At 47.5% G+C, this 24751-nt stretch carries 17 protein-coding genes; 6 read left to right on the top strand and 11 right to left on the bottom strand.

The genetic code is table 11. From position 1 onward, the window contains the following. Positions 1-51: 51 nt before the first annotated feature. The 6 genes from A8C56_RS04360 to A8C56_RS04330 all read right to left on the bottom strand — a co-directional run bounded on the left by A8C56_RS04360 (position 52) and on the right by A8C56_RS04330 (position 9072). The gene (locus tag A8C56_RS04360) at positions 52-1452 is read right to left on the bottom strand and encodes a glycoside hydrolase family 140 protein (RefSeq protein ID WP_067752529.1); all 1401 of its coding nucleotides are present in this window, start codon (positions 1450-1452) and stop codon (positions 52-54) included. A gap of 557 nt (positions 1453-2009) precedes the next feature. Beyond that, positions 2010-3167, bottom strand: coding sequence for an alpha-hydroxy acid oxidase (locus A8C56_RS04355; protein WP_179946959.1), 1158 nt, complete (start codon positions 3165-3167; stop codon positions 2010-2012). Positions 3168-3463: 296 nt separating this feature from the next. Next, on the bottom strand, positions 3464-4333 hold the full coding sequence (locus A8C56_RS04350) for a sugar phosphate isomerase/epimerase family protein (RefSeq protein WP_067752524.1): 870 nt from the start codon (positions 4331-4333) through the stop codon (positions 3464-3466). 475 nt (positions 4334-4808) lie between these two features. Then, positions 4809-6206, bottom strand: coding sequence for an alpha/beta hydrolase family protein (locus A8C56_RS04345; protein ID WP_067752521.1), 1398 nt, complete (start codon positions 6204-6206; stop codon positions 4809-4811). Positions 6207-6279: 73 nt separating this feature from the next. Beyond that, positions 6280-7221 carry a dihydrodipicolinate synthase family protein gene (locus tag A8C56_RS04340; protein ID WP_067752518.1) on the bottom strand — a complete coding sequence of 314 codons (942 nt, stop codon included), beginning with the start codon at positions 7219-7221 and terminating at the stop codon, positions 6280-6282. Between the two features lie 429 nt (positions 7222-7650). Then, positions 7651-9072, bottom strand: a complete 1422-nt coding sequence (locus tag A8C56_RS04330) for a glycoside hydrolase family 125 protein (protein WP_067752514.1) — start codon at positions 9070-9072, stop codon at positions 7651-7653. A gap of 260 nt (positions 9073-9332) precedes the next feature. Here A8C56_RS04330 and A8C56_RS04325 point away from each other — a divergent pair, with 260 nt between their 5' ends. From A8C56_RS04325 to A8C56_RS04300, 6 genes are all read left to right on the top strand, one after another. Further along, positions 9333-9530, top strand: coding sequence for a putative signal transducing protein (locus tag A8C56_RS04325; protein ID WP_067752507.1), 198 nt, complete (start codon positions 9333-9335; stop codon positions 9528-9530). Between the two features lie 69 nt (positions 9531-9599). Further along, positions 9600-10220: a hypothetical protein gene (locus A8C56_RS04320; RefSeq protein ID WP_067752499.1), complete on the top strand. Its 621-nt coding sequence runs from the start codon at positions 9600-9602 to the stop codon at positions 10218-10220. A 206-nt stretch (positions 10221-10426) separates the two neighbouring features. After that, positions 10427-10780: a hypothetical protein gene (locus A8C56_RS04315; protein ID WP_067752498.1), complete on the top strand. Its 354-nt coding sequence runs from the start codon at positions 10427-10429 to the stop codon at positions 10778-10780. Positions 10781-10909: 129 nt separating this feature from the next. Further along, entirely contained in the window at positions 10910-12001 is a 1092-nt protein-coding gene (locus A8C56_RS04310) for an efflux RND transporter periplasmic adaptor subunit (RefSeq protein ID WP_067752496.1), read from the top strand. A 73-nt stretch (positions 12002-12074) separates the two neighbouring features. Beyond that, positions 12075-15239 carry an efflux RND transporter permease subunit gene (locus tag A8C56_RS04305; protein WP_067752493.1) on the top strand — a complete coding sequence of 1055 codons (3165 nt, stop codon included), beginning with the start codon at positions 12075-12077 and terminating at the stop codon, positions 15237-15239. Beyond that, positions 15229-16677 carry a TolC family protein gene (locus tag A8C56_RS04300; RefSeq protein WP_067752492.1) on the top strand — a complete coding sequence of 483 codons (1449 nt, stop codon included), beginning with the start codon at positions 15229-15231 and terminating at the stop codon, positions 16675-16677. Before A8C56_RS04305 ends, A8C56_RS04300 begins: the two co-directional genes overlap by 11 nt. A gap of 11 nt (positions 16678-16688) precedes the next feature. Here A8C56_RS04300 and A8C56_RS04295 read toward each other — a convergent pair whose 3' ends face one another. The 5 genes from A8C56_RS04295 to A8C56_RS04275 form a co-directional block, all read right to left on the bottom strand. Beyond that, positions 16689-19703 (bottom strand): glycosyl hydrolase, encoded by a 3015-nt coding sequence (locus A8C56_RS04295; RefSeq protein ID WP_067752490.1) that lies wholly within the window; start codon positions 19701-19703, stop codon positions 16689-16691. A 77-nt stretch (positions 19704-19780) separates the two neighbouring features. Beyond that, complete coding sequence (locus A8C56_RS04290) at positions 19781-20992, bottom strand: hypothetical protein (protein WP_245645746.1); 1212 nt, start codon at positions 20990-20992, stop codon at positions 19781-19783. A 154-nt stretch (positions 20993-21146) separates the two neighbouring features. Next, positions 21147-21749 carry a histidine phosphatase family protein gene (locus tag A8C56_RS04285; RefSeq protein WP_067752486.1) on the bottom strand — a complete coding sequence of 201 codons (603 nt, stop codon included), beginning with the start codon at positions 21747-21749 and terminating at the stop codon, positions 21147-21149. A gap of 89 nt (positions 21750-21838) precedes the next feature. Next, a complete protein-coding gene (locus A8C56_RS04280) occupies positions 21839-23305 on the bottom strand; it encodes an FGGY-family carbohydrate kinase (protein ID WP_067761588.1) in 1467 nt (488 codons plus the stop codon). Beyond that, complete coding sequence (locus tag A8C56_RS04275) at positions 23305-24750, bottom strand: FGGY-family carbohydrate kinase (RefSeq protein WP_067752484.1); 1446 nt, start codon at positions 24748-24750, stop codon at positions 23305-23307. Before A8C56_RS04275 ends, A8C56_RS04280 begins: the two co-directional genes overlap by 1 nt. Position 24751 lies beyond the last annotated feature (1 nt).

Below are 24751 nucleotides of genomic sequence, written 5' to 3'. Positions count from 1 at the left end.
CGGCGAAATAGTGACCGGCGATCATTATCCATTGCCACGCTTAGTGATCACCTACTCCTCCAGCACCAGCACCCGGTCTGTTCCTTCAGCAGCGCTCTTTGCAGCAGGCGGATCAAACTGTATTACACCACTTGTCTTTGCCAATGTTACAGGAACAGTGCTCCCGTTCGCCGGGAAGAACCAGCTTCCTTTTGCGGGCTTAAAACCCAGTTTTGAAAGAGCTACTTTAAAAGGCTCCCCGGTATATGTATACACCATTGCATATCCCTTCCCCTTTGTGGCCAGCAGGTGATGATACCGCTGTCCATTGTTACCGGCAAGAAGATCCTGAGCAGGAACCCGACTGAAGTAATCGTGGGCCAGCATCAGCTTTTTAAGGAACTGCATTTGCGTGGCGCCCGGCGCCGACAACTCATCCTGCCAGTTCTCGCGCACTCCAAAACTGCCCGCCTTTTTTCCCCTGGTATGAAACTGCATCACGGCATTATCACCATAAGTAAACCCGGCGCCTCCTGCAAAAACGCTCCAATAGGCATAGCGCCGTATATCCGCCGCATTCCATCGTGGTTGCAGGCTGTCGTGCAACCCATACGGAATATTTTCATAAGAAGGTTCCCCGTCTAATGTTGGCTTTACCGGCCGGAGCCGCGCATCGGCGTTAATGTATTTCCAGTTATCTTCTCCAAAATGATTTTTTTCATCAACACTTGTATCCTGCGCATAGGATCTGTGACCGCTCTGGAACATATTAAAATCCAGCCAGGAGGCCTGGTGGAACCATTCTGATGAGGAATAGCGCCCTCTTGGATGAAAGGTTATCAAGTGGCCGGGATCGTATTTTTTGATCGTACTCCCGATCATATTCCAAACCGCTGCGCCATCACTTCCTTTAATATCACCGCCATTGAGCCAGATGATATTGGGCTGCCCTTTATAACGCGTTGCCAGAAACCTGGCAAACACCGCAGCCTGTGCCGGTGTTACGTTCCCGTCTTTTACATTGCTGCCCCAAACCGGTACCAGCGCCATGTACAATCCCCGCTTTGCTGCCTCCCGGATCACAAAATCCACATGATCCCAAAAATCATACGCCTGTGCATCCGAAGGATCGGCCCCGGTAGTGGTAACCGGTTTTGAGACATCCCCGCTTTCAACCGCTTCATCCCCGTAAACATTCCTGGTATTTTTTACATCATGCAATACCATTACCTGTATCACATTAAAGCCCTGCTCCTTCCGGGTTTCGAGGTATTGTATGGCTTCTTCCCGGCTCAACCGTACAAACAGCAGCCAGCCCGTATCGCCCAGCCAGAAAAAGGGTTTGCCACCGGCTGTCTGAAAAAAACGCCTGTTTTCTGAGACCCTTAGCGGTTGCAGGGTTTGCGCATTTACACCAATAGCAGCGCCCGATACCAGCAAAAGAAAAATAAGGATGTAAAATAGTCTGCTCATAACAACAAGGCGTCCGATATATTACCTGTTAAACATTGCCGGCAATCAAAAAAAGACAAGCATCTCTGTGCTTAACAGCGACCAAATAAAGATAGAACGGATACCGGATAAAAGCCCTGGGCCGGTAAATATTTCCATTAACTTAGAAAGATTTTCCATTCCGGAACCATACAGCATTACGCCGCACTTTTGTGGGCAGGTGCGACCCCCGGGAGGACAGACAGGCGTTTATGTACTTCTAAAGCATACTATACCACTGGTCAGGAGGCCAGTTAAGATGGCAGATAAGTATCTCATAGTGTTAATTCATGAACCGTGGCTGAGGGTTCGGTTCTCTGTTTGCCGCGCAAACCAAGTTTGTCATTACCCGATAAGTAGCTACGCTGCTTATGTTATAAGACAAAAGCTATTGGGATCAGCCTGGTGTTAAAAACTCCGGAATTGGTACCGGAGTTACAGAACATGTACTCATTATTGAATGCCACAGGCACGATATATATTAAAAAGGCATGTTAATATACACATGGCTAATGGATACCTGATCTCCGGAATAAACACTATTGAATCAGCGTTCCGGGAAAATCATGTATGGTCTCGCAGCAAAGCTGTTCCATCACCTGCTTTAACTGGGCTTTAAACATGGCGATGGTATGATCGCCACCGGCCTTGCCCAATGCCCCAACCCCATACATAAAGGGGCGGCCCATAAATGTAAAATCGGCGCCGCATGCCAGCGACCGGCCAATATCCGGCCCTGACCGGAGGCCACTATCGATCATTACCCTGTATTTGTCTTTATATTTTTCTGCCAGTCCTTTTAAGGGACGGATGGTTGATTCCCCGGCATCGATCTGCCGGCCACCGTGGTTGGAAACAATGATACCATCCACACCAATTTTTACACACAGATCCGCATCCTGCTCACTTACCACACCTTTTACCACCAGTTTCCCTTTCCATTTATCCCTTATAGCTGCCACCTTATCCGCATCTACCCTGCCTGTAAATGTAGCATTCATAAATTTTCCCAGTTGCTTCATGTCCATTCCTTTTTTCATGTAGGGCTTTAGCGTGGCAAAGGAAGGAATGCCCACCCGTAGAGTCTCCAGTCCCCATACCGGATGCATTGCTGCCTGGACAAAATTGCTGATGGTGTTTTTGGGCGGCATGGAAAGCCCTGCCTTTATTTCGCGATAGCGCAATCCAAAAGACGGCACGTCTATTAATACTACCAATACCGGACAGTGCACTGCTTCCAGCCGGCGCAGGAGATCATCCCTTAATTCATTTTCTGTAGGATGATACAACTGGAACCAGAACCGGCTTTCAGAAACTTCAGCAATACGTTCGATGCTGCTGGTAGAAACCGTGCTCAGAATATACGGAATGTTATGCCGCAGCGCCGCTTTTGCCAGTATTTCCGGGGCATTGGGCCACATCAATCCCTGTAAGCCAACGGGCGCTATACCAAACGGGGCATCATAGGTATGGCCGAATAGTTCGGTGCGCATATCTACGCCTTTATGCTTTTTAAGATACTGGGGCATCAGGAAGATCTGTTTAAAATCTTCCTCGTTCCGCCATACATTTAATTCATCATTACATCCGCCTTCCAGGTAATCAAAAGCAAATTTGGGCATCCTTCTCTTAGCTTTCCGTTTCAGATCTGCTACAGAAGGGTATTGAGTATTGTATTGCAATAAGTTTGTGCTCATAATGCTGTATTCACAAAGAAATCAATTTGTAGTAAACAGCAAGATTAGCAAATAAAATCCAAATCCCTATCCTGTGCCATCCGGCAGCGCCCTTTCCTGAATAAATTGTTTTATAAATGGTAAAAATAATTTATTAAAAAAGGCCTATACCCCAATTTTGCTTATATGCCAGTGACTACTCTGTGGCTTGGGTGACAGGGCGACCTAGAGAACCATTTAGCATTGGTGCGGGTTGCGCCAGCCACAGCGTTTTACCAACGGACCAGCTCCTGGTACCGGTTTTTCAACTATCTGCCTCATTTCGTTTGTTCCCGGAACACTTTTTTCAGGTAGGCTACATTAGCGCCATAGTTGTATTTTACGTCCCGCGGGCGTTGTGCATCGCGGGAACGCTCTACCACCAGCCAGCCGCTCCATTTTATCTGATCCAGTGTTCTTTTTACCTTATACAGGTCTATTTGCGGATCGTTCTGTAACCATACACTGTCTTTATTGGTACAATGGATCATGGCAATGTTTTTTGCTCCGAGTGTTTTTAATTCCCTGTACAGATCCCGTCCTTCTTTCAACGGGTTGGAAAAGTTGAAATAGATCTTTACCGCAGGTGAGCCGATCTCCTTTAGCAGCGTTACTTCTTCCTTTGCAGAAAGCGCTGTTTCAATGGCAATGATCACTCCTGCTTCCTGTGCCATTTTACCGGCTTCTTTTAAACGGGCCACCACTGCGCCCCGCTTCTCCGGATACTTTTTCAGATCGCATTGCACACCTAATGGAAGGAAGGCTGTTTTTACATGCATCTTTTTCATGGTGGCAATGCAATCTGCTATCGACTCTTTATAATGCTCCCTGCTACAGAACGATTGCGCATAATAACCGGTCATCGCCAGGGAAGGGATTTCCAGATTCAGCGCCTTAGCTGTCTGAAGATATTTTTCACGCACGGAATCAATGGCCAGTTTGTTATCAAAAGTTTCCCGGTTGCCCAATCCGCCCATATCTATCTCAATACCATCAGCGTTCAGTTCTTTTGCCAGTGGCAATGCGCCCGGCTTCTGGCGCTTTAACAGCATCAGGTCTATCAGCGCGATCTTATACCGCTGCGTTTTCTGGGCACTACCGGCAAATGGTACTGCAATCATAAGGATGTATAGGAATATTTTTTTCATACTTATCTTTCTATTGAGGCGTATTAAAAAGCAGGTCACCCTGAGCCTCAAATAAACAGGATTTAAGCCTGGTGAGCCTGTCATAGTGAGGCACAAATAATAGGAAAATTAAGTTCTTTAAATCCAAACATTCGATCCGAATATTCGATCCGAATATTCGGATGACAAGCAGCGCTGTCAGGCAGAGCTTGACGAAGCCTCAAGCGATGGATATCAATGTCCTTCGTCAGGCTCAGGACGACATTGATTTTCATTTATTTAAACTACTTGTCATTAACAGCTTGCCGAACTACGAACCATGAGTAACAATAAAAAGCACCCTTCGTCAGGATGACACTTCTTCATTATTGATAATTAACATCTTAAAGAGCTTGTCATTAACAGCCTGACGAAGGCTGATCCCCTGAGGGTTTCTATTTCACCGAAGTTTTGGGTTACCCCTCCGCTTCGGAGACGATGAGCTATAAACAATAAGTTACTTTACAGCCGCCTCAAAAACCTTTTGCAGATTGTCAAAACCTTTTACCGCGCGTGCCGGCAGTTGCTCTCCGTGATCTCCGAATACATATAATTTTTTTTCTTCCTCAACCGTGATCCCCGATTCATCAATATGCCCCTGTTTATCTTCGATGGCTTTTATATTCAATCCCAGGTATTGCGCCATAAAATGGTACACAGCGATTCTTTTACTGATCCCGAAATCATGTGTTTCAGCCGGCAAATGCACATTTTGCACCTGCGTCCTTTTTCCGTACCAACTGTACATTTTTTGCAGGTAAGGAAAATCATGCTCCGGCATTTTATCCGTCCAGTCGCCTCCATCACTGACCAACAATTGCGGGCGCGGTGCCGCCATTGCGGCAATCTCCACATTATCCGTTCCGCCGGCGCAGCTATGGATGTCCATACCGCTTTCACAGGGACAGCCACCATAGAAATAAGAAGAAACTGCAACCACCGGGGCAGATACTTTAATGCGGTCGTCAATGGCTGTCATCAGCACTGTATGGCTGCCACCCCCGGAACCGCCGGTAATGCCCACCCTTGCGGTATCCGCATCTTTTAACGCTAACAGGTAATCCAGGATGCGGATAGCACCCAGCGCCTGTATGGTCATGGCCAGGCTGCGGCGATGGTCTTCCGGTTTGAACTGCAGCAACGATTCACCCCAGGCAAAAAGATCATAACTAAAGGCCATGGCACCCATCTTTGCAAAAGCAGCACAACGAAGCTGGCAATCCGGGCGGTACCGCTGCTGCGGCCAGTGGCCATCCGGGTTCAGGATCACCGGAACCCTGCCTTTGTGCTTAGCCGGCTTATACAGCGAACCATTGATCCACACCCCGGGTAAGATTTCCAAAGCAATATTTTCTACGGTGTAGCCATTGTATTTCCTTAATGGAGTGATGATGGGTTTACTATCCGGCCAGCTAGGTAATTTTGATAATTGTAATTTCGCTAGTAAACATTGTTTCAGCTCTTTTTTACGCGCCTCCCACTCTGTTACATTTTTATATTGTGCCGCAATACGATCCAGCTCTGCCCAGCCATCTTCCACTGCCCAGCGGTAGTATTCATAATTGCTGATCTTATATTTTTTATTCCCTTCTTTTTTTGCTTTCAAATCAAAAGGAGCCAGTACGTTGCTGAGCGTTTCCTCCACATCCGGGCGAAAGCGCCAGCGGGCATAGTTGAGCACTTTATCTTTTACCAAAGAATCCGGGTAGCGGACAGCAACCCCATAGCGTGTTTCTATATTTCTGATCACCTGCACCAATGGCTCCGCATAACGATTGTCTGTATTTTCCTGCGCACCGGCAAAAAAGCTGAACAGGGTTCCCCAAAGTACAAGAGTGCGACGCAAGTAAAGCATAATAGTTATTCCGAAGCTGGTGAAATAATCATAAAAAACAATCGGGTACCTACAGGTCCATCACGGCGAAAAGTTACAATTTCACAGGCTGAATTCCTAACCGTTGGCACCAGCCTAAAAACCGGCTGTAAAGCAAATCCAGTTCCTTCTTTTGATCCGGTGTCAATTGCAGCGCGTAAGCCCGGCTGATGGTACGCACCGGCAATCCGCGCTTTCCCAGAAAGTATTTAGCGCTCATGGGGTAAGCGTGGTGGATCATTGGATCTACATCTGTCAGCTCCTCCTGCAACCATTTTACGGTTTCCTGCTGCCCCGGGTTATTTGCATTCTTTACCATCCATACCAGCACTTCCGGATAAAAATTACCGGATATGGACGACATGCCTGCAGCGCCCTGCTGCAGGCTGAACAAGGCATTGGGCGTATGCGCATCATAAAACTCCAGGGAACTGCTTACCGTTTTTAACACTTCCAGCTTGGCTTTCACATTTTCATGCGTAATAGAAGTGTCCTTATGATATATTAACCGGCTGGACTGTACAAGCTGTTTAAAAATATCTGCGCTCAATATGCGTTTGTAAGGGGCGGGGCATTCATAAATGCCTAAAGGAATAGTTCCTGTAAGTGCGAACAGCTTTTCAAAATTACGCAGCAGTATTGCATCATCTTCCTCCACTTTTGCAAAGTGCCCGCTGATCATAATGACCGCATCTGCTCCGGTATCATAAATCTTCTTTGTAAACAGCGCTTTGTCTTCTACCGTCAGACCAAAGGAACCGGTGGCTACTACAGGTACCCTGCCATTTACGCACTGAACCACGTGGCGGGTCAGCTCCAGCCGCTCTTCTTCTGTAATGCTGAACATTTCGCTGCTGAGGCAGTTGGCAAAGAAGCCTTCCACACCTGCTTCCAGGTAAAACGCCAGCAGCTCGGTTACCGCATCGTAATCAATGCGCGCTTTCAGATCAAAGGGCGTGATCATTACAGGTACAAACTTTCCGGCAATCGCTTTCATACATTCCTCGTTTGAGGCGGATAAAGTTTGTATATTTTTTTTATTAAAGACTGCACAATCCCACTAAACAGATGTAGTATTTTGTTATTTTTTTAAAAGCGGGCGCTTTGCTGTTACCGGTTTTTTATATGTACCGTGCCGATGGCAGTCAGTACTTTATGGAGTGCTTTAACTGCGGAATAAATTCTGCAGTTGACATATAAAGCCGGGCTGATGGCCCTGGGTTGTTTTCTGATGATAAAGACAGAAGCATTACCCGGCTGATTATCAATTGCGAACTTCAGTTCGAGGTATAACGGTGTAAGGAAAGATAGAGCGCCGTAGGCCCGAACCACAACCTGATAAACGGCCCTGAAACGTCAAGCCCGGACCTGCACCGGAGTTGAAGTATGCGGCAACGATCAATGCCTGCCAACAATTATTTTCTCCTTACCCTAACAGCCCCGGACGCTCTTTAAAAGTTTTCCAGAGCAGCTCACCAAACAGGGTATTGGACCAGGCAAACCATTTACGGGTAAACTTTTGGGGATCATCTTTATGAAAAGATTCATGCATAAAGCCAGTGCCGCCATGCGTTTTTTGCAGGGTGTCAATGCACCATCGGATCTCTTTATCATCATTAGATGTTAATGCCTTCATGGTGATGCTCATAGGCCAGATCATATCTTTACCAATATGCGGCCCGCCGATGCCTTCCGCAGCAGAGCCCTTAAAGAAAAACGGGTTTTCCTGAGACCATATATATTTACGGGTAGCTTTATACAACGGGTCAGTATTGCTTACCGCGCCCAGGTAAGGCAAACCCAGCAGGCTGGGCACATTGGCATCATCCATTAGAACATGACTACCATAAGCATTGACCTCATATGCATATAATTTTCCAAATTCCGGATGCGTGGTGATGGCATACTTTTTTACAGCCGTTTCCACTTCGGCAGCCAGTCCGGTCAGTTCACCGGCCAACGCCGCGTCTTTTGTTATTTTGCTGATCATCTCTGCCGCCTGTTTCAGGCTTACCACGGCAAACAGGTTCGATGGAACCAGGTAGGCAAAAATAGTAGCGTCGTCGCTGGGGCGAAACATGGAGCAGATCAACCCTACCGGCTTCACCGGGTAACCATACCCGCCCATAGGAATGCCATCCGTGGCCCAGGAGGTTTTCCGCTGAAAATGATAGGGCCCCTCATTTTCTTTGCGTTGTTGCTCCTTAAACGTTTTTAATGTAAGCGCAATACCTTCTTTCCATTTGGCATCAAAAGGGGATGTATCTCCCGTTTCCTTCCAGAAACGGTAGGCCAGGCGAATGGGATAACAGAGCGAATCAATTTCCCATTTGCGCTCATGGATGCCCGGTTTCATATCTGTGTTATCTGTTTCCTTCCATTCGCTCACTTTACTATCATCATTATAAAAAGCGTTGGCATACGGGTCTTTCAAAATAAAATGCGTTTGCTTGCGGATAACACCGGCAATGAGTTGGTGCAATGCCTGATCCTGACCGGTAAATTGCAGGTAGGGGTATACCTGGGCCGAACTGTCGCGCAGCCACATGGCATCAATATCACCCGTGATCACATAAGTATCCGGCACGCCGTTTTGTTCCGTATAAAAAACGGTGGTATCCAGCGTATTGGGAAAGCAGTTATTAAACAGCCAGCCCAGTTCTTTATTGGCCACTTTTGACTGAAAGGCTTTTATGGCTCCTTCTATGGCTGCACTTTTAAAACGGCGCTGGCCTTCAGGAACCCGTACAATCGGAAAATCGATTTTGCCTTTCGCAAAAGAAAAATTATTCAATGCCAGCCCGGCGCCTAAAACGCCGGTATGTTGTAAAAAGGTTTTACGGTTCATAATTATATAAGCTTATTGATGAAGCAAAAAATTCGTTATACGGCCGTAAAGCTACTTTATTTTAGCATAACTCCGCTATTACACATATGATACAGATGGGAGGACAGGGAAACGATAGCCGGAACACTCTGTGATTAAGAATCCACCGGTTATTGCCGCCTTCAGCAGCATACACAGGGTGACGACAGGGATATATATTATCATTTTTTGTCGCTGACAGGTATCGGATATTTGTTGTATTTTTAAAGAAATAAACAGTTATGCAGGACGAGATCATTGTAATAAAAACCTGTAACAACATAGCCGAAGCCATCTCCGCAAAAGAAAAGCTGGAAGAAGCCGGTATTACAGCTACCATTGACGATATGGATGTTGCAGGCATGACGCCGCTTGCAGGCATATCAGTAAAGATCTTTTCAAAGGATCTTGAAAAAGCCGGAAAGGCGCTTGAAGATTAAACCCCGCTACCTGTCCGGGCAATATCAGGTTTTTACAGACTTCCTGATAAACTACAACCAGCCCTCTCAATGAAAAATCAAACCTTTTTATTCAACAGAGCGGCCGTTAGTATCATGCTTCTGCTATGCCTGTTTATTACTTCCTGCGATACTATCAACGGACCTGATTTGCAGGATAAGGACGGCATAAAAAAAGTAAAGGGAGCTGTTATAAAGGCCTTCGGGGCCGACAAAAAGCTTTTTTCCCTGGGTCTGTATGCAAGGGATCATATGAACAGCGATTTTTTTATGGCGGCTGTCAGCTTTCTTGAAAACGGGAAAAGTATGGATCAGATACTCTATGCTTACCCCAGGGAAGCAATAAAGCCGGCAAAGGAAAGCCCCATTCAAAATGCGTTCATTCTTAAAGACCGGCAGGGAAGCGTGGCCCTGAAAGACCTGAATTTTGACCAGATACCTGCAAAAGCAAAAGAAGCCGAAACCCTGATCCCAAAGGAATACAAAGATTTCCACCTGCATTCCTGGATATTTCATATAAACAACAATAATAAAATAACAGCCGATTTTACCCTTGAAGCCGGTAAAAAAGGAGAAGGCAGCAAGCTACAGGGCAGGCGCATTGTTTCTTCCTACTATGAAATGAATTTTACAATGGATGAAAATGGAAAGATTACTTTAAAAGATGAATGACCCCGTAAGGATGACGCTATAAACATCGTTAAAATTATTTTTTATTTTATTCAACTTTTTTCCTGCTGAACTGTTTAAATGGAGAAACCTGAGTATATTAAATAAAAAACGGCAATTCATGAATAGTCTTTTTAACATTTATTTTTTTACTTTTGCAACCATTTCAGGATGACGCCAGTCAGGTATACAGACGGATCCGATAAAAGATGAGAAAACTTGTTCAGGCACTTGCTTTATTTATTTTGTTTATTGGCAGCAGTTCCGATACACTGGAAGCGCTTGTTCCGGCATGGAACAGTACCAATACTGCTGTAACTAAAAATCAACATCAAAAAAACAATAATAGTGCACAGGACTTTGCCAACGATCACATTATTATTAACAGGTTCTGTAACCATTTTATTAACAAAACTGACCTGTTTTCACAAAGGAAATTCTATTCCATTCTTTCGCTGCCCGTTTTTGATGTTGCAGCGCTATTGCCTGTAGGAACTAACTCCGGCCAGGTTCCCAAACAGCTGCCGGGTTACGGGCATCTCTTTCGCTATTACCTCTTTTAGCCGCTGCCTGTATGATATTCTTAAACATTTACCTGCTGTTTTTTAAAACATCGCGGTAAGTGCATCACTTCTGTTATGCGCAACTGATCCTTATTCAGGTGTTCATCAATTCTCCTATAATTTATAACTATGATAAAAAATTATATTTTTTACACAATTGTTATTTCAGTCATTGTGGCTGCCTGTCAGGGCAACTCCCGGGAAAACGGCGGTCATGGAAATAAAGAATACCCGATACTGACCGTTCACCCGAGAGATACCCTGCTGGCCATTCCTTATGTAGCCAATATCCAGGCCGGGCGAAATATAGAAATCCATCCCCGCGTTGATGGTTTGCTTAATAAGATCTATATCAAAGAAGGGCAATATGTACGCAAAGGGCAACTGCTCTTCAAGATTAACGACAGTGAGTTGCAGATAGCCCTCAATAAGGCGATGGCAGCTTATAAAAGCGCGATGGCCGATGCTAAGGTTGCTCAACTGGAAGTAGACCGCGTACAGACACTGGTTAATAAAAATGTAATTACAAAACCGGAGCTGGACCTGGTTACCGCGAAATACAAGGCACTGCTTGCAAAAGCAGATGTGGCATTAGCTGATAAAAATGCGGTACAGCAGCAGATCTCCTATACCAAAGTAACAGCTCCTTTTGACGGGGTTGTGGACCGCATTCCCTTTAAAGAAGGCAGCCTTATTACTACCAGCTCACTGCTTACTACCATCTCCGACATCAGTACGGTATTTGCCTATTTCAATATTTCGGAAAATGAATATTTCCAGACACAGCACAAAGGCAGCCATGCATTGCCTGCGGCATCTGTAAGCCTTATACTGCCGGACGGCACACATTACCCTTACAAAGGATCGCTGGAAGCGGCAGAAAGTGAGATTGATGAAAACACAGGGAATATTGCCTATAAAGCACGGTTCAGCAATCCTGAAAAGATGCTCCGTCATGGAGCATCGGGAAAATTACTGATCACCCGCCCTTTACAGAATGTAATATTGCTCCCTCAGAAAACCGTTTTTGAGATCCAGGATAAAAATTATGTTTTTATAGTAGATAAAAACAATATCGCCCGGATGAAGAGCATCCAGGTCAACCAACGGCTGGCCAGCTACTATGTGGTCACCGGCGGGCTGCATGAAAATGACCGTATTGTTTACGAAGGCATACAAACCATTCGCGAAGGGGAAAAGATTATTCCGAAAGCAGGATAAATATTTCTCAATAATAAAGGCATGCACCGGTTAAAGCCCTGCTGCCCATTCTTCATTTATACAAATTAAGAAAATGGTTGAAACGTTTATAAGAAGGCCCGTACTTTCACTGGTGCTTTCTATCTTCATTACACTGATCGGCGTACTCGCCCTGTTCAGTTTGCCAATCACCCAGTTCCCCGATATTGTGCCCCCCTCCGTTTCTGTAACAGCCCGTTATACCGGTGCTAATGCAGAAGTTTCCGTAGACGCCGTGGCGGTACCGCTGGAACGGGCCATTAACGGAGTACCGGGAATGACCTATATGTCTACCGTATCCGGCAACGACGGCGTAACAATGATCACCGTGTATTTCAAAGTAGGCACAGACCCTGATGTGGCAGCGGTAAACGTACAAAACCGTGTAACCACCGTACTGGATGAATTGCCGGAAGAAGTGATCAAGGCCGGTGTAACCACGGAAAAAGAGGTAAACAGCATGCTGATGTACCTCAATATTACCAGTACAGATGAAACAGCTGATGAAGATTTCATCTTCAACTTTACCGATATCAATATCCTCAAAGAACTGAAACGGATCGATGGTGTGGGTCGTGCTGAAATTATGGGATCAAAAGATTATGCCATGCGCGTTTGGCTGGATCCCGAAAAATTATTTGCCTACAATGTATCTACTGATGAAGTGATCACTGCCCTGCGCAACCAGAATGTTTCCGCTGCGCCGGGCAAGACCGGGGAAAGCTCCGGCAAAACAAAGAATGCATTACAATACGTGCTGCGTTATACCGGCAAATTTTCCGAACCCCGCCAATATGAAAATATCGCGATCCGCTCCAACAGCGATGGTTCCATTCTTAAGCTGAAAGACCTTGCAGACGTTGAATTCGGGGCCATGAGCTACAGTATGGTTTCCAAAAGCGATGGGAAACCTGCTGCCTCTATCATGATCAAACAGCGCCCCGGTTCCAATGCCAGCGATGTGATCCGGAACATTAAGCTGAAGATGGCCGAACTAAAGAAAAGCACGTTCCCGCCGGGTATGGATTACAGCATGGCCTATGATGTCTCCCGGTTTTTGGATGCCTCTATCAGCGCTGTGCTTAGCACCCTTATGGAAGCCTTTCTGCTTGTTGCTATTGTTGTATTCATCTTCCTGCAGGACTGGCGTTCTACCCTTATTCCCGTGCTGGCCGTTCCCGTAGCGCTGATAGGTACTCTTGCTTTTATGCTCCTGCTGGGCTTTTCCATTAACCTGCTGACCCTGTTTGCCCTGGTGCTTGCTATTGGTATTGTGGTGGACAATGCGATCGTTGTTGTGGAAGCGGTGCATGTGAAGATGGCGGAAGAGCAACTGCCGCCCCTGGAAGCAACCATTGCAGCGATGAAAGAGATCACAGGAGCCATTATTGCCATCACCCTGGTAATGGCTGCTGTATTTATACCTGTTGCTTTCCTGAACGGCCCGGTGGGCGTATTTTACCGCCAGTTCTCCTTAACGCTGGCTTTTGCTATCGTGATCTCCGGCATCAACGCGCTCACTCTTACGCCTGCCCTTTGCGCACTGATGCTGAAACATACTGCATCCACAAAAAAAGGCGTACCGGGCAAATGCTTTAACAGCTTTAATAAAGGCTTTGATAAAACAACGAAGCGGTACCGTGCAGTGCTCCGGAAAATAGCCGGCAGGCGCATCATTACTTTTGGAATGCTGGTATTGTTCTTTCTGGCCACCTGGGGCATCAGTGCTGTTCTGCCGGGTGGGTTCATACCCACAGAAGACCAGGGAATGATTTATGTAAATGTAACCACTCCACAGGGCGCCACCGTAGAGCGTACGGAACAGGTGCTGGATGAACTGAACAAAATAACCGGGAACATTGAAGGCGTGGAAAGCGTAACCACGCTTGCCGGATACAGTCTTACCAATGAAATTGCCGGTGCCTCCTACGGAATGGGAATGATCAACCTGAAACCCTGGAAGGAACGGCGGAAGAATGTAAACGAAATCATTGGCGAAATTGAACAGCGGACTTCAGCACTTACCGATGCCCGGATTGAAGTGTTTGCGCCGCCTACTGTGCCCGGCTTCGGGAATACCAGCGGGTTTGAGCTTCGTTTGCTGAACAGGGGCGGTGATAACATTACAGAAACATCAGAGATCACCAAAGCCTTTGTAAAGGCCATTGACAGCACCCCGGAGGTGACCAATGTTTTTACCAGCTTTGATGCCTCTTTTCCCCAGTACCTCATCCATGTAGATTACGATATGGCGGCAAAGAAAAACGTAACTGTGGAAAATGCAATGAATACGCTGCAAACCCTGTTGGGCAGCTACTATGCCACCAACTTCATCCGCTTTAACCAGATGTATAAGGTAATGGTACAGGCCGGTCCCCAGTTCAGGGCAACGCCTGATGATGTGCTTAACCAGTACGTAAAAAACAGCAGCGGAGAAATGGTACCTTATTCTTCTTTTATCCGCATGGAGCGGGTATATGGACCGGAACAGCTTACCCGTTATAACATGTATACATCAGCTATGATCAATGGGGAAGCAGCGCCGGGTTTCAGCAGCAGCGATGCTATAAAAGCCGTGGAGAAGGTGGCTGCTGAAAAACTGCCCCGCGGGTATGATGTAGACTGGAGCGGCATGACAAGGGAAGAGATCCTTTCCGGCAACCAGGCCATTTACATTTTTGCACTCTGCCTGCTTTTTGTATACCTGCTGCTGGCAGCACAATATGAGAGTTTTCTGCTACCGTTACCCGTTATCCTGAGCCTGCCTGCGGGTATATTCGGCTCCTTTCTGTTTCTTAAGCTGGCAGGGCTGGATAACAATATTTATGCACAGGTAGCCCTTATAATGCTGATCGGGTTATTAGGCAAAAATGCCATCCTGGTTATTGAGTTTGCTATACAGCGGAGGAAAGAAGGCTACTCTATCCTCAATGCGGCCATAGAGGGTGCAACGCAACGGCTGCGCCCCATTTTAATGACCTCCTTTGCCTTTATTGCAGGGCTGATTCCTTTATGTATGGCTACCGGCGCGGGTGCCGTGGGCAACCGGTCCATTGGAGTGGCTGCTGCCGGGGGAATGCTGGTAGGCACGGTATCCGGACTGCTGCTCATTCCGGGCCTTTATGTGGTATTTGCCGCACTTTCCGAGCGTGGAAAAAAGAAGACGGCTGCTGCGCCGCTTCAGGTATCTGAAATAAAAATCATTGAGCATGAAAATTAAAAACAATCACAGATGGTTGCCTTTACTGGCTATTTCCGGCCTTGCCGCCAGTTGCAGTGTTCCTAAAACCGCCACTGTCAAACAGGCCGCGCCTCTTCCTGAACAGTACAATATCGCAGCAACAGATACCCTTACAGCAGCCCGCTTAAGGTTTGTAGATTTTTTTGAAGACAAGCACCTTGTTGCACTGATTGATAAAGTACTGGCCAATAATATAGATAACCGGATAGAGGCAGAGCGGGTAAAAATTGCGGAAGCCTACCTGGAAGCAAGAAAGGCAGCCCTCCTTCCCGCTGTTACAGCCGGCCTGCATGCCTCAGGAACTCATTACGGGAAATATACCATGGAAGGAGTGGGCAACTTTGACACCAACCTTTCCCCGAACATTGATAACAGCCAGCAGATTCCTACTGTTATTACACCTGATTACTGGCTGGGGCTGAGCGCTTCCTGGGAAATTGATCTCTGGGGAAAACTGGGCAACCTGCAAACGGCAGCGCGGGAACGGTTCCTTGCAACCCGGCAGGGCCGGGAGCTGTTAACCGCAGCGCTGATCACTCATACGGCAACCCTCTACTATGAGCTGGTAATGCTGGATAAAGAAACTGCCATCCTGGACAAGAATATTGAGCTTCAGCATAAAGCGCTTGAAATTATAAAGATCCATAAAGAAGTGGGACGTGCAACTGAACTGGCGGTACAACAATTTGATGCCCAGCTGGCCAATACAAAAGCAACGCGCTTCGCGGTTCAACAGCAGATCACCGCAACCGAAAACAAGCTGCTGGAGCTTACCGGCAGCTATACGGGCACTATTTCCCGCAGCCGGTCGATTGATGTACGATCCATGCGCTACCTGGCGCACCAGGGGCATCCGCAGCAGTTATTGCAATACCGGCCCGATATCAGGGCTGCCTACCATGAATTACAGGCGAGCCATGCTGATGCCAAAGCAGCCAGGGCTGCTTTTTTTCCTACAGTTGATCTGACAGCAGGTGCAGGGCTTCAGTCTTTTAATGCTGCAAAATTCCTGAACCCATCTTCTGTTGCTTCCGGCCTGATCGCAGGAATGACGGCACCTGTTTTCCAGAAAAGGCAATTGAAAGCGCAATTTAAAATAGCCAATGCAGAACAGGAGATCGCGTTCCTGAACTATCAGAAAACCGTAAACAAAGCCTTCCAGGAAGTAAAAACCCTCCTGAGCTATATTGACAGCAACGAAAAAATAATAAATGAGAAAAATAAAGAGGTCAGTGCACTGAATAAAGGCATAGAGGTTTCCAATGATCTTTACCTGACGGCTTACGCCACTTACCTGGAGATCATTGCTGCACAAAAAAGCAAGATTAGTGCAGACATAGATTTAATTAAAGCAGAAAGAGATCAGGCGCATGTACTGATCCAGCTGTACAAAGCACTGGGTGGCGGTACAGGATAGGCTGTCATTGATCAGGAAAAAGTAACCAGCCTTACAGGCCCCAGCAACCCTGAAGGCAGCAGCGGATCTTCCTTTTTAAAGGTGATGTTAGTTCGTGTTCTTCTTTGTTCAGGAGGCAAGGCCGCATCACCAATCAGCCGGTTGGGCCAAAGATTGATCACTTCAATCCGGATCGTATTGGCACCCTGCTTTATGTTACCGGTCACCTCTACCCGCCAGGGGGCTGTCCATACAATACCCAGATCCGTTTCATTCAGCCATACACGGCAGATGTTTTTGACAACGCCCAAATCCAGGAACAGCGGTTTCTTCAGATCAGTGGTAGTATTAAAATGAAATAACTGGCTATAAGTGGCCTTGCCGGAATAATACCGGATACCGGGGTCCGGATGCCTGCTCCAATCCTGAAGCTTTTCAAAAAGAATAGTTGCAGGCCCGCCCCATTGGGGGTCAAACCGCACCTCCCAGGAACCGGCAAGCTCCTGCAGTTGGTGGAAACCATTGGCCGGTTGCCACACATCCGGTATTGCACCCAAACTGCTTTTTGCCTTTTCTTTTGGAAACACGATGAATGCCGACTGAAACACATCCAGATCCAGCGTTATTTTAGTGCGGCCGTTTGTCTGTTCATACACCGGGGCCCATTGCCTCCCGGAAACGGGATCCCAGATCTGCGGCCGCCGGCCGGCCACCCGGAACAGGCAATCCGTCCGGACGGTCTCCTTTTTCCGGTTGGTGATGAAATAAACTTCGGCTGCTGCCGTGGTACGATGTATAAAATCGATCCACGCACTATTATTAGTAGTTTCAAAATCGGGGAGGCAATGAACGCCTTTTAATACAGCGCGTATAGATCCGGGGTAAAATAAACGCCCCTTTCCTGTTGCAATTCCTTTATCAGTTGCCGGGTGCTTCCATATTGTTTCTGCCAGCCGCTGAATCGCGGCATCACACTGCGGATAACCAGCAAGGCCCGAATCTGTCTGCGGCGGCGCGCCCATGACCAGCGCACCGGCTTCCAACAGGGTCTTTATTTTTTTGATTACCGCAACCGGCATGCGTTTACTTTCCGGTAATACCAGTATGTGGTACTGCATCCCATCCGGAAGCGTTAGCTTCCCATCCCGTACCTGCAACCGTTCCAGCAGCACTTCCTCATTGCATACATCATAGTCATATCCTTTGCCCAATGCCGGGTATATTTTTTTTTGCGCTGCCAGGTTAGGTGCCACATCCCCGTTATAAAACAGTACATCCGCCACAAAATGGCCTGCCCTTAATAAATACTGGCAACGGGCAACATAGGTAAAGAAGGGTGCGGAAAATTCCCACCAGGTAACATTGGGGTTAAAGTGCGTTCCCGCGCCGTATTCATAACCCGGCAAGCCATCTTTGGGTCTTGTTGCGGTGGAAGTATGAATCACAATGCGGTTGATGCCTTCGCAAAAAGCACGGTCCAGCGCCTGTTTTAAAGACCCCGGAGCATCCAGCCAGTGCCGGAAGCTGGTAAACGCTTCCGCCGAGGCCAGCTTCTTTCCATAAATGTGAGCAGCCGCAGCCACCATTTTGGTAACTTTATTCTGCCCGAAATCCAGGCGGGACACGCCATAAGGCTGATCATCCGCCAAGTGCTCCTGATCTTCATGTTTTGGCGCCAGCCAGAATTCCCCCATGGGCAGATCACTGCGCCCCAGGTTCTTTAAGCCATCCATGCAAATAGTACCGGAACGGCTGGGGCCCGCGGCTTCATTCTGTACCTGCAGGCCATGCTGATGGCAAAGCGCAGCAAAATGCCCGTAATGTTCATCCGCCATACAATCAGCAATCGTTTTCCGGTAATCGTTCAGGAAACGGTCCGATATTTCAGCACTGCCAATGATGTATCCCGACAGTACCGGCAGGTAAGGTGTGGCATCATAGCCCCGGTAGCGCCGGAACTTTCCAAGGATCTTTGGTGTCCAGTTGGGGAACCCGTCTTCAAAGCTATCATCACAAAAATAGGCGGGCTTTGCCCCTACCTTTGCGGCTTCTTCAAGGAACACTTCTCCTAAATGCTGAAACTGGAGGTCTACGCCTTTCCGGTCGAACCAGTCCACAGATAATCCGTTGGCTTCGGGTTGCGCAATCATCAGCTTTGAGCCGGTCATACGATGACCGGTGCGCACAACCGTCCAGGTACCCGGCGGCACTTCCCAGCGCAGTTTTCCAGCTGCATCTGTTTTCCTGGTAAGATCGATCACGTCCGTAAGCGGAACCGCCTGATCTCCGGCTTCATTCATCCAGGGTGTTTGAACCGGATCCGTAATCTCAAATGATTTTGCAAAATTGCTGGCATCCTTCCGGTTGGCTTTCGCTATCAATAATGCCGCCCTGCTGCCGGTTATTTTATGTTCCTTACCGGATGTGCGGATGGCTACAACTGCCGTATCGCGGTAATCCAATTGTGATAAAGGAAGATCGATATATTCTTTATATCCTGGCGGATTGAACACCTTATCATAACCGGCCCGGTTGCCTGGTAAAGGCAGCAGGCCCTCAAACAGCTGTGGCCCTTTTAGTTCCAGCGTTGACTGCAGGTACCAGCGACCGGCATTTTCCGGTTGAATCCAGGGGCCACCCATGCACCACCCGGAGCTCAGGTTTATACCTACTTCAATGCCCAGGCGTTTGGCCTCCTGCATGGCAAAGCGGTATAATTCCTTCCACTCTTCTGAAAGAAATTTTACGCCCTGGGGAATACGCGCACCCCCCAGTCCGTCTGCTGAATTGACCAGCAGCACACCGCCCATTCCCTTTGACCGGAATTCCTCCAGGTCCCGACGGATGCCTTCTTTATCTACAAGGCCATTGAACCACCACCAGTAACAGGAAGCACGGGAACTGTCATCCGGAGAAACAAAATTCCTGAACAATGAATCAGCTGTATCAATAACAGCCGGCGTCATCAGTGGCACCCTGTGAACAAACACCGCATGAAAACCTGCCAGCCCGCTGATCTTTAAAAAACTCCTTCTTTTCAAACGCATAGCTGTTTTACAGATTGAAGTTCATATATTATTAATGGACCATGAGCATCAATAAAAGCACCCAACAGGCGCAACATTTATTTTATTGCTTCAAACGGATCAGATGCCCGCCCCGTCCAGCGATACAACCGGAGGTTGCAATACTGCTTTTTACTTTTAGTGACCCCGTTTTGAGAAATATAGAAATACCCGTTGCCCAAAGCATGCATACCGGTAGCACCCCAGGCATAATACCATCCCCGCACACCGCTTTTTTCATCGTACAGGCCCGCTTTTGCCAGTTGCAGCACTTTTCCTTTTTCTCCATTGTCAAAACCTTTCAACACTTGCAGCTCGGAACCTTTGGCACCGTCTATTGCAAACAGGCTGTAATTGGGGAACTGCGTTTTTTTCCCGGTGTAAACGGCAGCCAGCCAATACCCGGTACTGGGGTCGTATTCTAAATTCTGAATCCCATACGTAGTGTTCCCGGTGTAAAGAAAGTATTTGTTCAGGGGCTGGGCAGGCCCTGTTGTATTGAAGCGGCTTTGCGACAGGGGGCGTTCATACTGCCGGAGGCTGTTAACATCGTATTGCAGGATCACCTGGTAATCATTGTCTGTACGGGACGTGTCGCCATAAATACCATAAGCCAGGTTCAGGAAATGCTTACCGCGTTTTTGCCCGAACTGAGGGCCAAAAGCGATGCCATCAATACCGCTGCATCCATACCGGTGTTCCACCTGCCTGCCCCTGTTCCTCACTGTTGCCTTATAATCATTGCTCACTTCTTTCAGATAAATGGTATGGATGATATTGTTTTTTTCAGCATCCATGCCCGGCCGGGTTATTTTTGCCCCGTCAAAAACGGCGATATAGAAAGAGCTCTCTTTGTTGTTGTTTATATTCGGTTGGTTGCCCAGCCCTTTTAAAATTCCTTTGCCGATCTGATCATTTTTATATTCCAGCGAGGCATAGATGCGCCCGTCGTCCGGATTTATATCAAGGCATCCCAGGTGCCCGATGAATCCGTCCACGCTCCCGATGACCTCTCCCTTTAAATTGGTTTTTACCAGGCTTGTTGTAAACGAAAAATAAGCATATCCGCGTTGGGCGTCTACTGCAACGCCCTGCACATGAAAATTTCCTTCTTCCCGGTAAATGCTGTGGGGGAGATCGTTTACAGAAAGTTGTTTTTTTTCATCAGGAGGGTGTGAAACTTTCTGAGCAGTTTTGCAGCTCCATAAAACAAAAATGATAACGTAAAGCACCCAATTATTACGAATATTCATTGATTGAAACGATTCCATTTTTTGAATTTAAAAATCCGGGACGGAGTACAACAGGTATAATCTGTTCCATAATCAACAAGGCCGGCCTAAAATCAATATCACCCTGAGACAACTATAAAAGCGTTTGCCTTAAGTTTATTCAAATCACAGCTGAACCAGTTCAACTATTCTATTATATTGAACCTGCGTTTAATTTTTTAAGCGTAAGCACATTTTCATTATCCAGTTCAAAATAAGATACAGCGGAATTTTCCATATCAAATCGCCTGTAGTTGGAGAGCGGCATACCTAATTTTGCTGCCAGATACAGCCGGTTGATACCGTTATGCGCCACTACCATTACCCGTTGCCCGTTGTGCCTGTGGCGCAGCTCATCAAAAAAATCAGTCACCCGTTGTACAATTTCACCGCCGGTTTCGCCTGTACCACCGGCCCTTGCCACTTCAGGGTTGTTCATCCATTGCGCCCAAAGCGCAGGGTTTTCCGCGTTGAATTCTTCTTTTGTTTTGCCTTCCCATAACCCAAAATCAGCTTCTATAAGACGTTCATCCGTTATTACAGGGCGGTTGCCGGAGGCGATTGCTGCTGTTTTGCGGGCACGTTGTAAGGGCGAGGAATAAACAGCATCAACCTGCACATCCTTCAGTGCTTCAAATACTTTCATAGCCTGCGCAACCCCTTTCTCCGTAAGCCCTATATCCGTTCTGCCGCAATACCGGTTGCCATCAGCATTATAAGCTGTTTCTCCATGCCGCAATAAAATCACTTTTAACATCCTTTTTATTATTTACACAAAATCTGAAGTTAGTTCATTTTCCTTTGCAGGAAACCGGCTATTGAACTGTTAAGATATATAAGTAGTGTTTAAAAACCTGCATCCGCCCCCTGTGCATCATTTATAAATTTCCGTTCTTTCATTGTTTCTAAAAACAGGTGGTATTGATCTTCATACTGCTGTTTGAATACAATACGTGGCGTTATCCACCTTTCCGTTTGTGTCAATGCTGCCGTTGCTGCTGTGATATCCTTAAAACAGGTATTGGAAGCGGCAACAATGGCGGCGCCTACGGCGCCGGATACATATTTCATTTTACAAACCGGTTTTTGCAGTACATCACTGCGGATCTGCAGCCAACAGATGCTGTTGCTGGCACCCCCCGCTGTATAAATAGCTTCCACCGCTTCTCCTGACAGGGATTGGATCAGCTCATACGCATAGCGCTCCGCAAATGCCACGCCTTCCATATTGGCAGTATACAACAATTCCCTGGATACCTCCCCCGGAGCAAACCCTTCCGCCTGCGGTGCTGCAAACGGGAACCGTTCTCCTTTCTGGATCAAGGGATAGGCGATCCTGCCCGTAGGTGTTAAAGAAGATGCCGCCTGATTATAATGCTCGAGGTCTTCTTTAAAACCCGCCGAAACCCAATCTGCGCCAATATTGCCAGCGCCGCCCGGCATCCAGTAGCCGGCCGGATGGCGGTGATTGTACAAACGCTCCAGCGGATCAACGACTTCCCGGACAGTAACGCCTTTGATCACCATTGTGGTGCCGATGGTCGTATTCCACTGGCCCGGTTTCATGGCACCGGAAGCCACCTGTGAAGCGCAGCCATCGGTAATGCCCGTGGTAACAGCTACGGTATCCGGCAGCCCCAGCGTCTTCGCCAGATCGCCGGAAAGCGTCCCGATCACTGTTCCGGAAGGCCGCACCTCCTGCAGCCACTTCTTTTTTATGCCCAGCGCATCGCTGATATAGTCCGGCCAGCAAAGGTGCGCAAGGTCGTATCCAGATTTTAAAACATTGGTATAATCAGTCACATTCCAGATGCCGGATAATTTGCCGGTAATAAAATCCGCAGCATGGATCCATTGAAAGATCTTTGCGGCTTTTTCCGGATAGGTTTCAATAAACCAGACCATTTTTGCCAGCCCGGTAGAAGTGCTGAAACCCGTAAATCCCTGCTTTATATGCCGCCTTGCCAGAACAGTACATTTTTTTGCCTGCTCTGCAGAACGCTGGTCGCTGTACATAATGGCCGGGTGCAAAGGACGGCAGTCTGCGTCTACAGGGATCACTGTACCGGAAGTAGAGTCTACTGTTATGGCTGTAACCCGTTTCCGCTGTTCCCCCGACAGGCACCGGATGGCCTTTTTCAGACAGTTGTGACAGTGCTGCCACCATGCATCCGGGTCCTGTTCCTGCCGCATCTGAGGCGATAGTAAAAAAGCCTGCTCTGCACTGGACACAAGAATGCCTTTTGTATCCAGTATGACCACACGCAACCCCTGCGTGCCCAGGTCTATACCAATAAAATAAGCTTCCTCCATTAAAAAATCTTCTTTAACAATTCCCTGTTTTCTTTCCACCGGTGGTAAAAATCGCTATGTACTTCTTTTGTTCCCGGCAATACCTGTTCATAAGGATCAGTTACTGTTTCCTGTATTTCCAGCGCCTGGTTACAGAGCATCATTCCGCCCATTACTGAAGCATACCGGTAACTGTTGCGGATCCGTATTTCCCTGCCGGTAAGATCTGCGATGAGCTGCCGTAACATTTTGCTTTCCATACCTCCGCCACAGGTCCAGATATAAGGCTGCCGGTTGGGTGTAACCGATACCAGCGTTTTATAATTTTCAAAAATGCTGCAGGCAATATCCCACAGCGTAGCCCATACAAATCCGGCACGTGACAATTCATGATTAACGGGCGTATTAAAGATAAATCCCCCCTTTAGCAAGGGCTGCTTTTCATCTGCCACCAGCGACCCCAAAGATGCCACGCATTGAAAGTCACTGATTGTGGCCAGTTCTGCTTCTATTACTTCATATCCTTCATTCGGATAGAATATTTTCTTCAGGCGCTGGTAATTTAAACCCGTCACCCCAGCATTGGCTTCTACCATATAACTGTCTGCATCAATATAACGACCCGTCCAGGTACGCTGCCGCTCATCCAGGTCGTAGGTTTTTGACAATTTTATAATGGGTGTTGTTGTTCCTGAAACAATTACCACATCCCCTGCATTTGCCCGGGTACTGAGTACCGCCAGCTGGGTATCGGCCCCACCCACAATCACTTTAGCCTCCGGGTTAACAGACAGGGCTTCTGCAAGCGATGACTTTATTTTTGCCAATACCGTACCGGAGCTGGTAAGTGAGGGCAATAATGCAAACGGAAAAGAGAACCGTTCACATAACGCTTCCGACCAGGTTTTCCGTTCTATATCATACAGCAGGCTTTCTGACGCCTGCGAATGCTCATAGTGCTCCACTCCGCAAAACATATATTCCACCCAGTCGCTGATACTGAGAAATGTGTCCAGTTGCCGCCACCATTCCTGCCTGCCTTCCCGCAGCCCCACCAGCTTCAATGCAGAAAACAGTGAAGTAGGATAACGCCCCGTAAGCTCATACACCCGTGTTTTATCCTGCAGCAGGTGCTCCCATGCTCTTCCTCTGTGGTCAATATTCGGCAGGCCTACCACCGGCATTCCCGCAGGATCCAGCACTACAATGCCTTCCCGCTGGCTGGTGGCCGTTATGGCAAGGACCCGGACGGCACCTGCATATTTCAGCGCTGTTGCCGTAAGCTCCAGTATCTGATTCCACAATACCCGGGGATCAAAATAAAGCGCATCCGGGTATTGCGCATCCCTTATATAAGGGATATCTTCACGGGCTACTCCTAAAACCGTACCGTTAGTTGCAATTACCGCTGCACGCAGGTTGCCGGTACCAAAGTCTATAATGATGTGTGCGTTTGTTAAAGCCATT

It is taken from the genome of Niabella ginsenosidivorans, from assembly GCF_001654455.1.
In the GTDB taxonomy this organism is placed as follows: Bacteria; Bacteroidota; Bacteroidia; order Chitinophagales; family Chitinophagaceae; genus Niabella; species Niabella ginsenosidivorans.
Note: the sequence above shows the minus strand (reverse complement) of the source record. Positions and strands in the feature narration are given on the sequence as shown.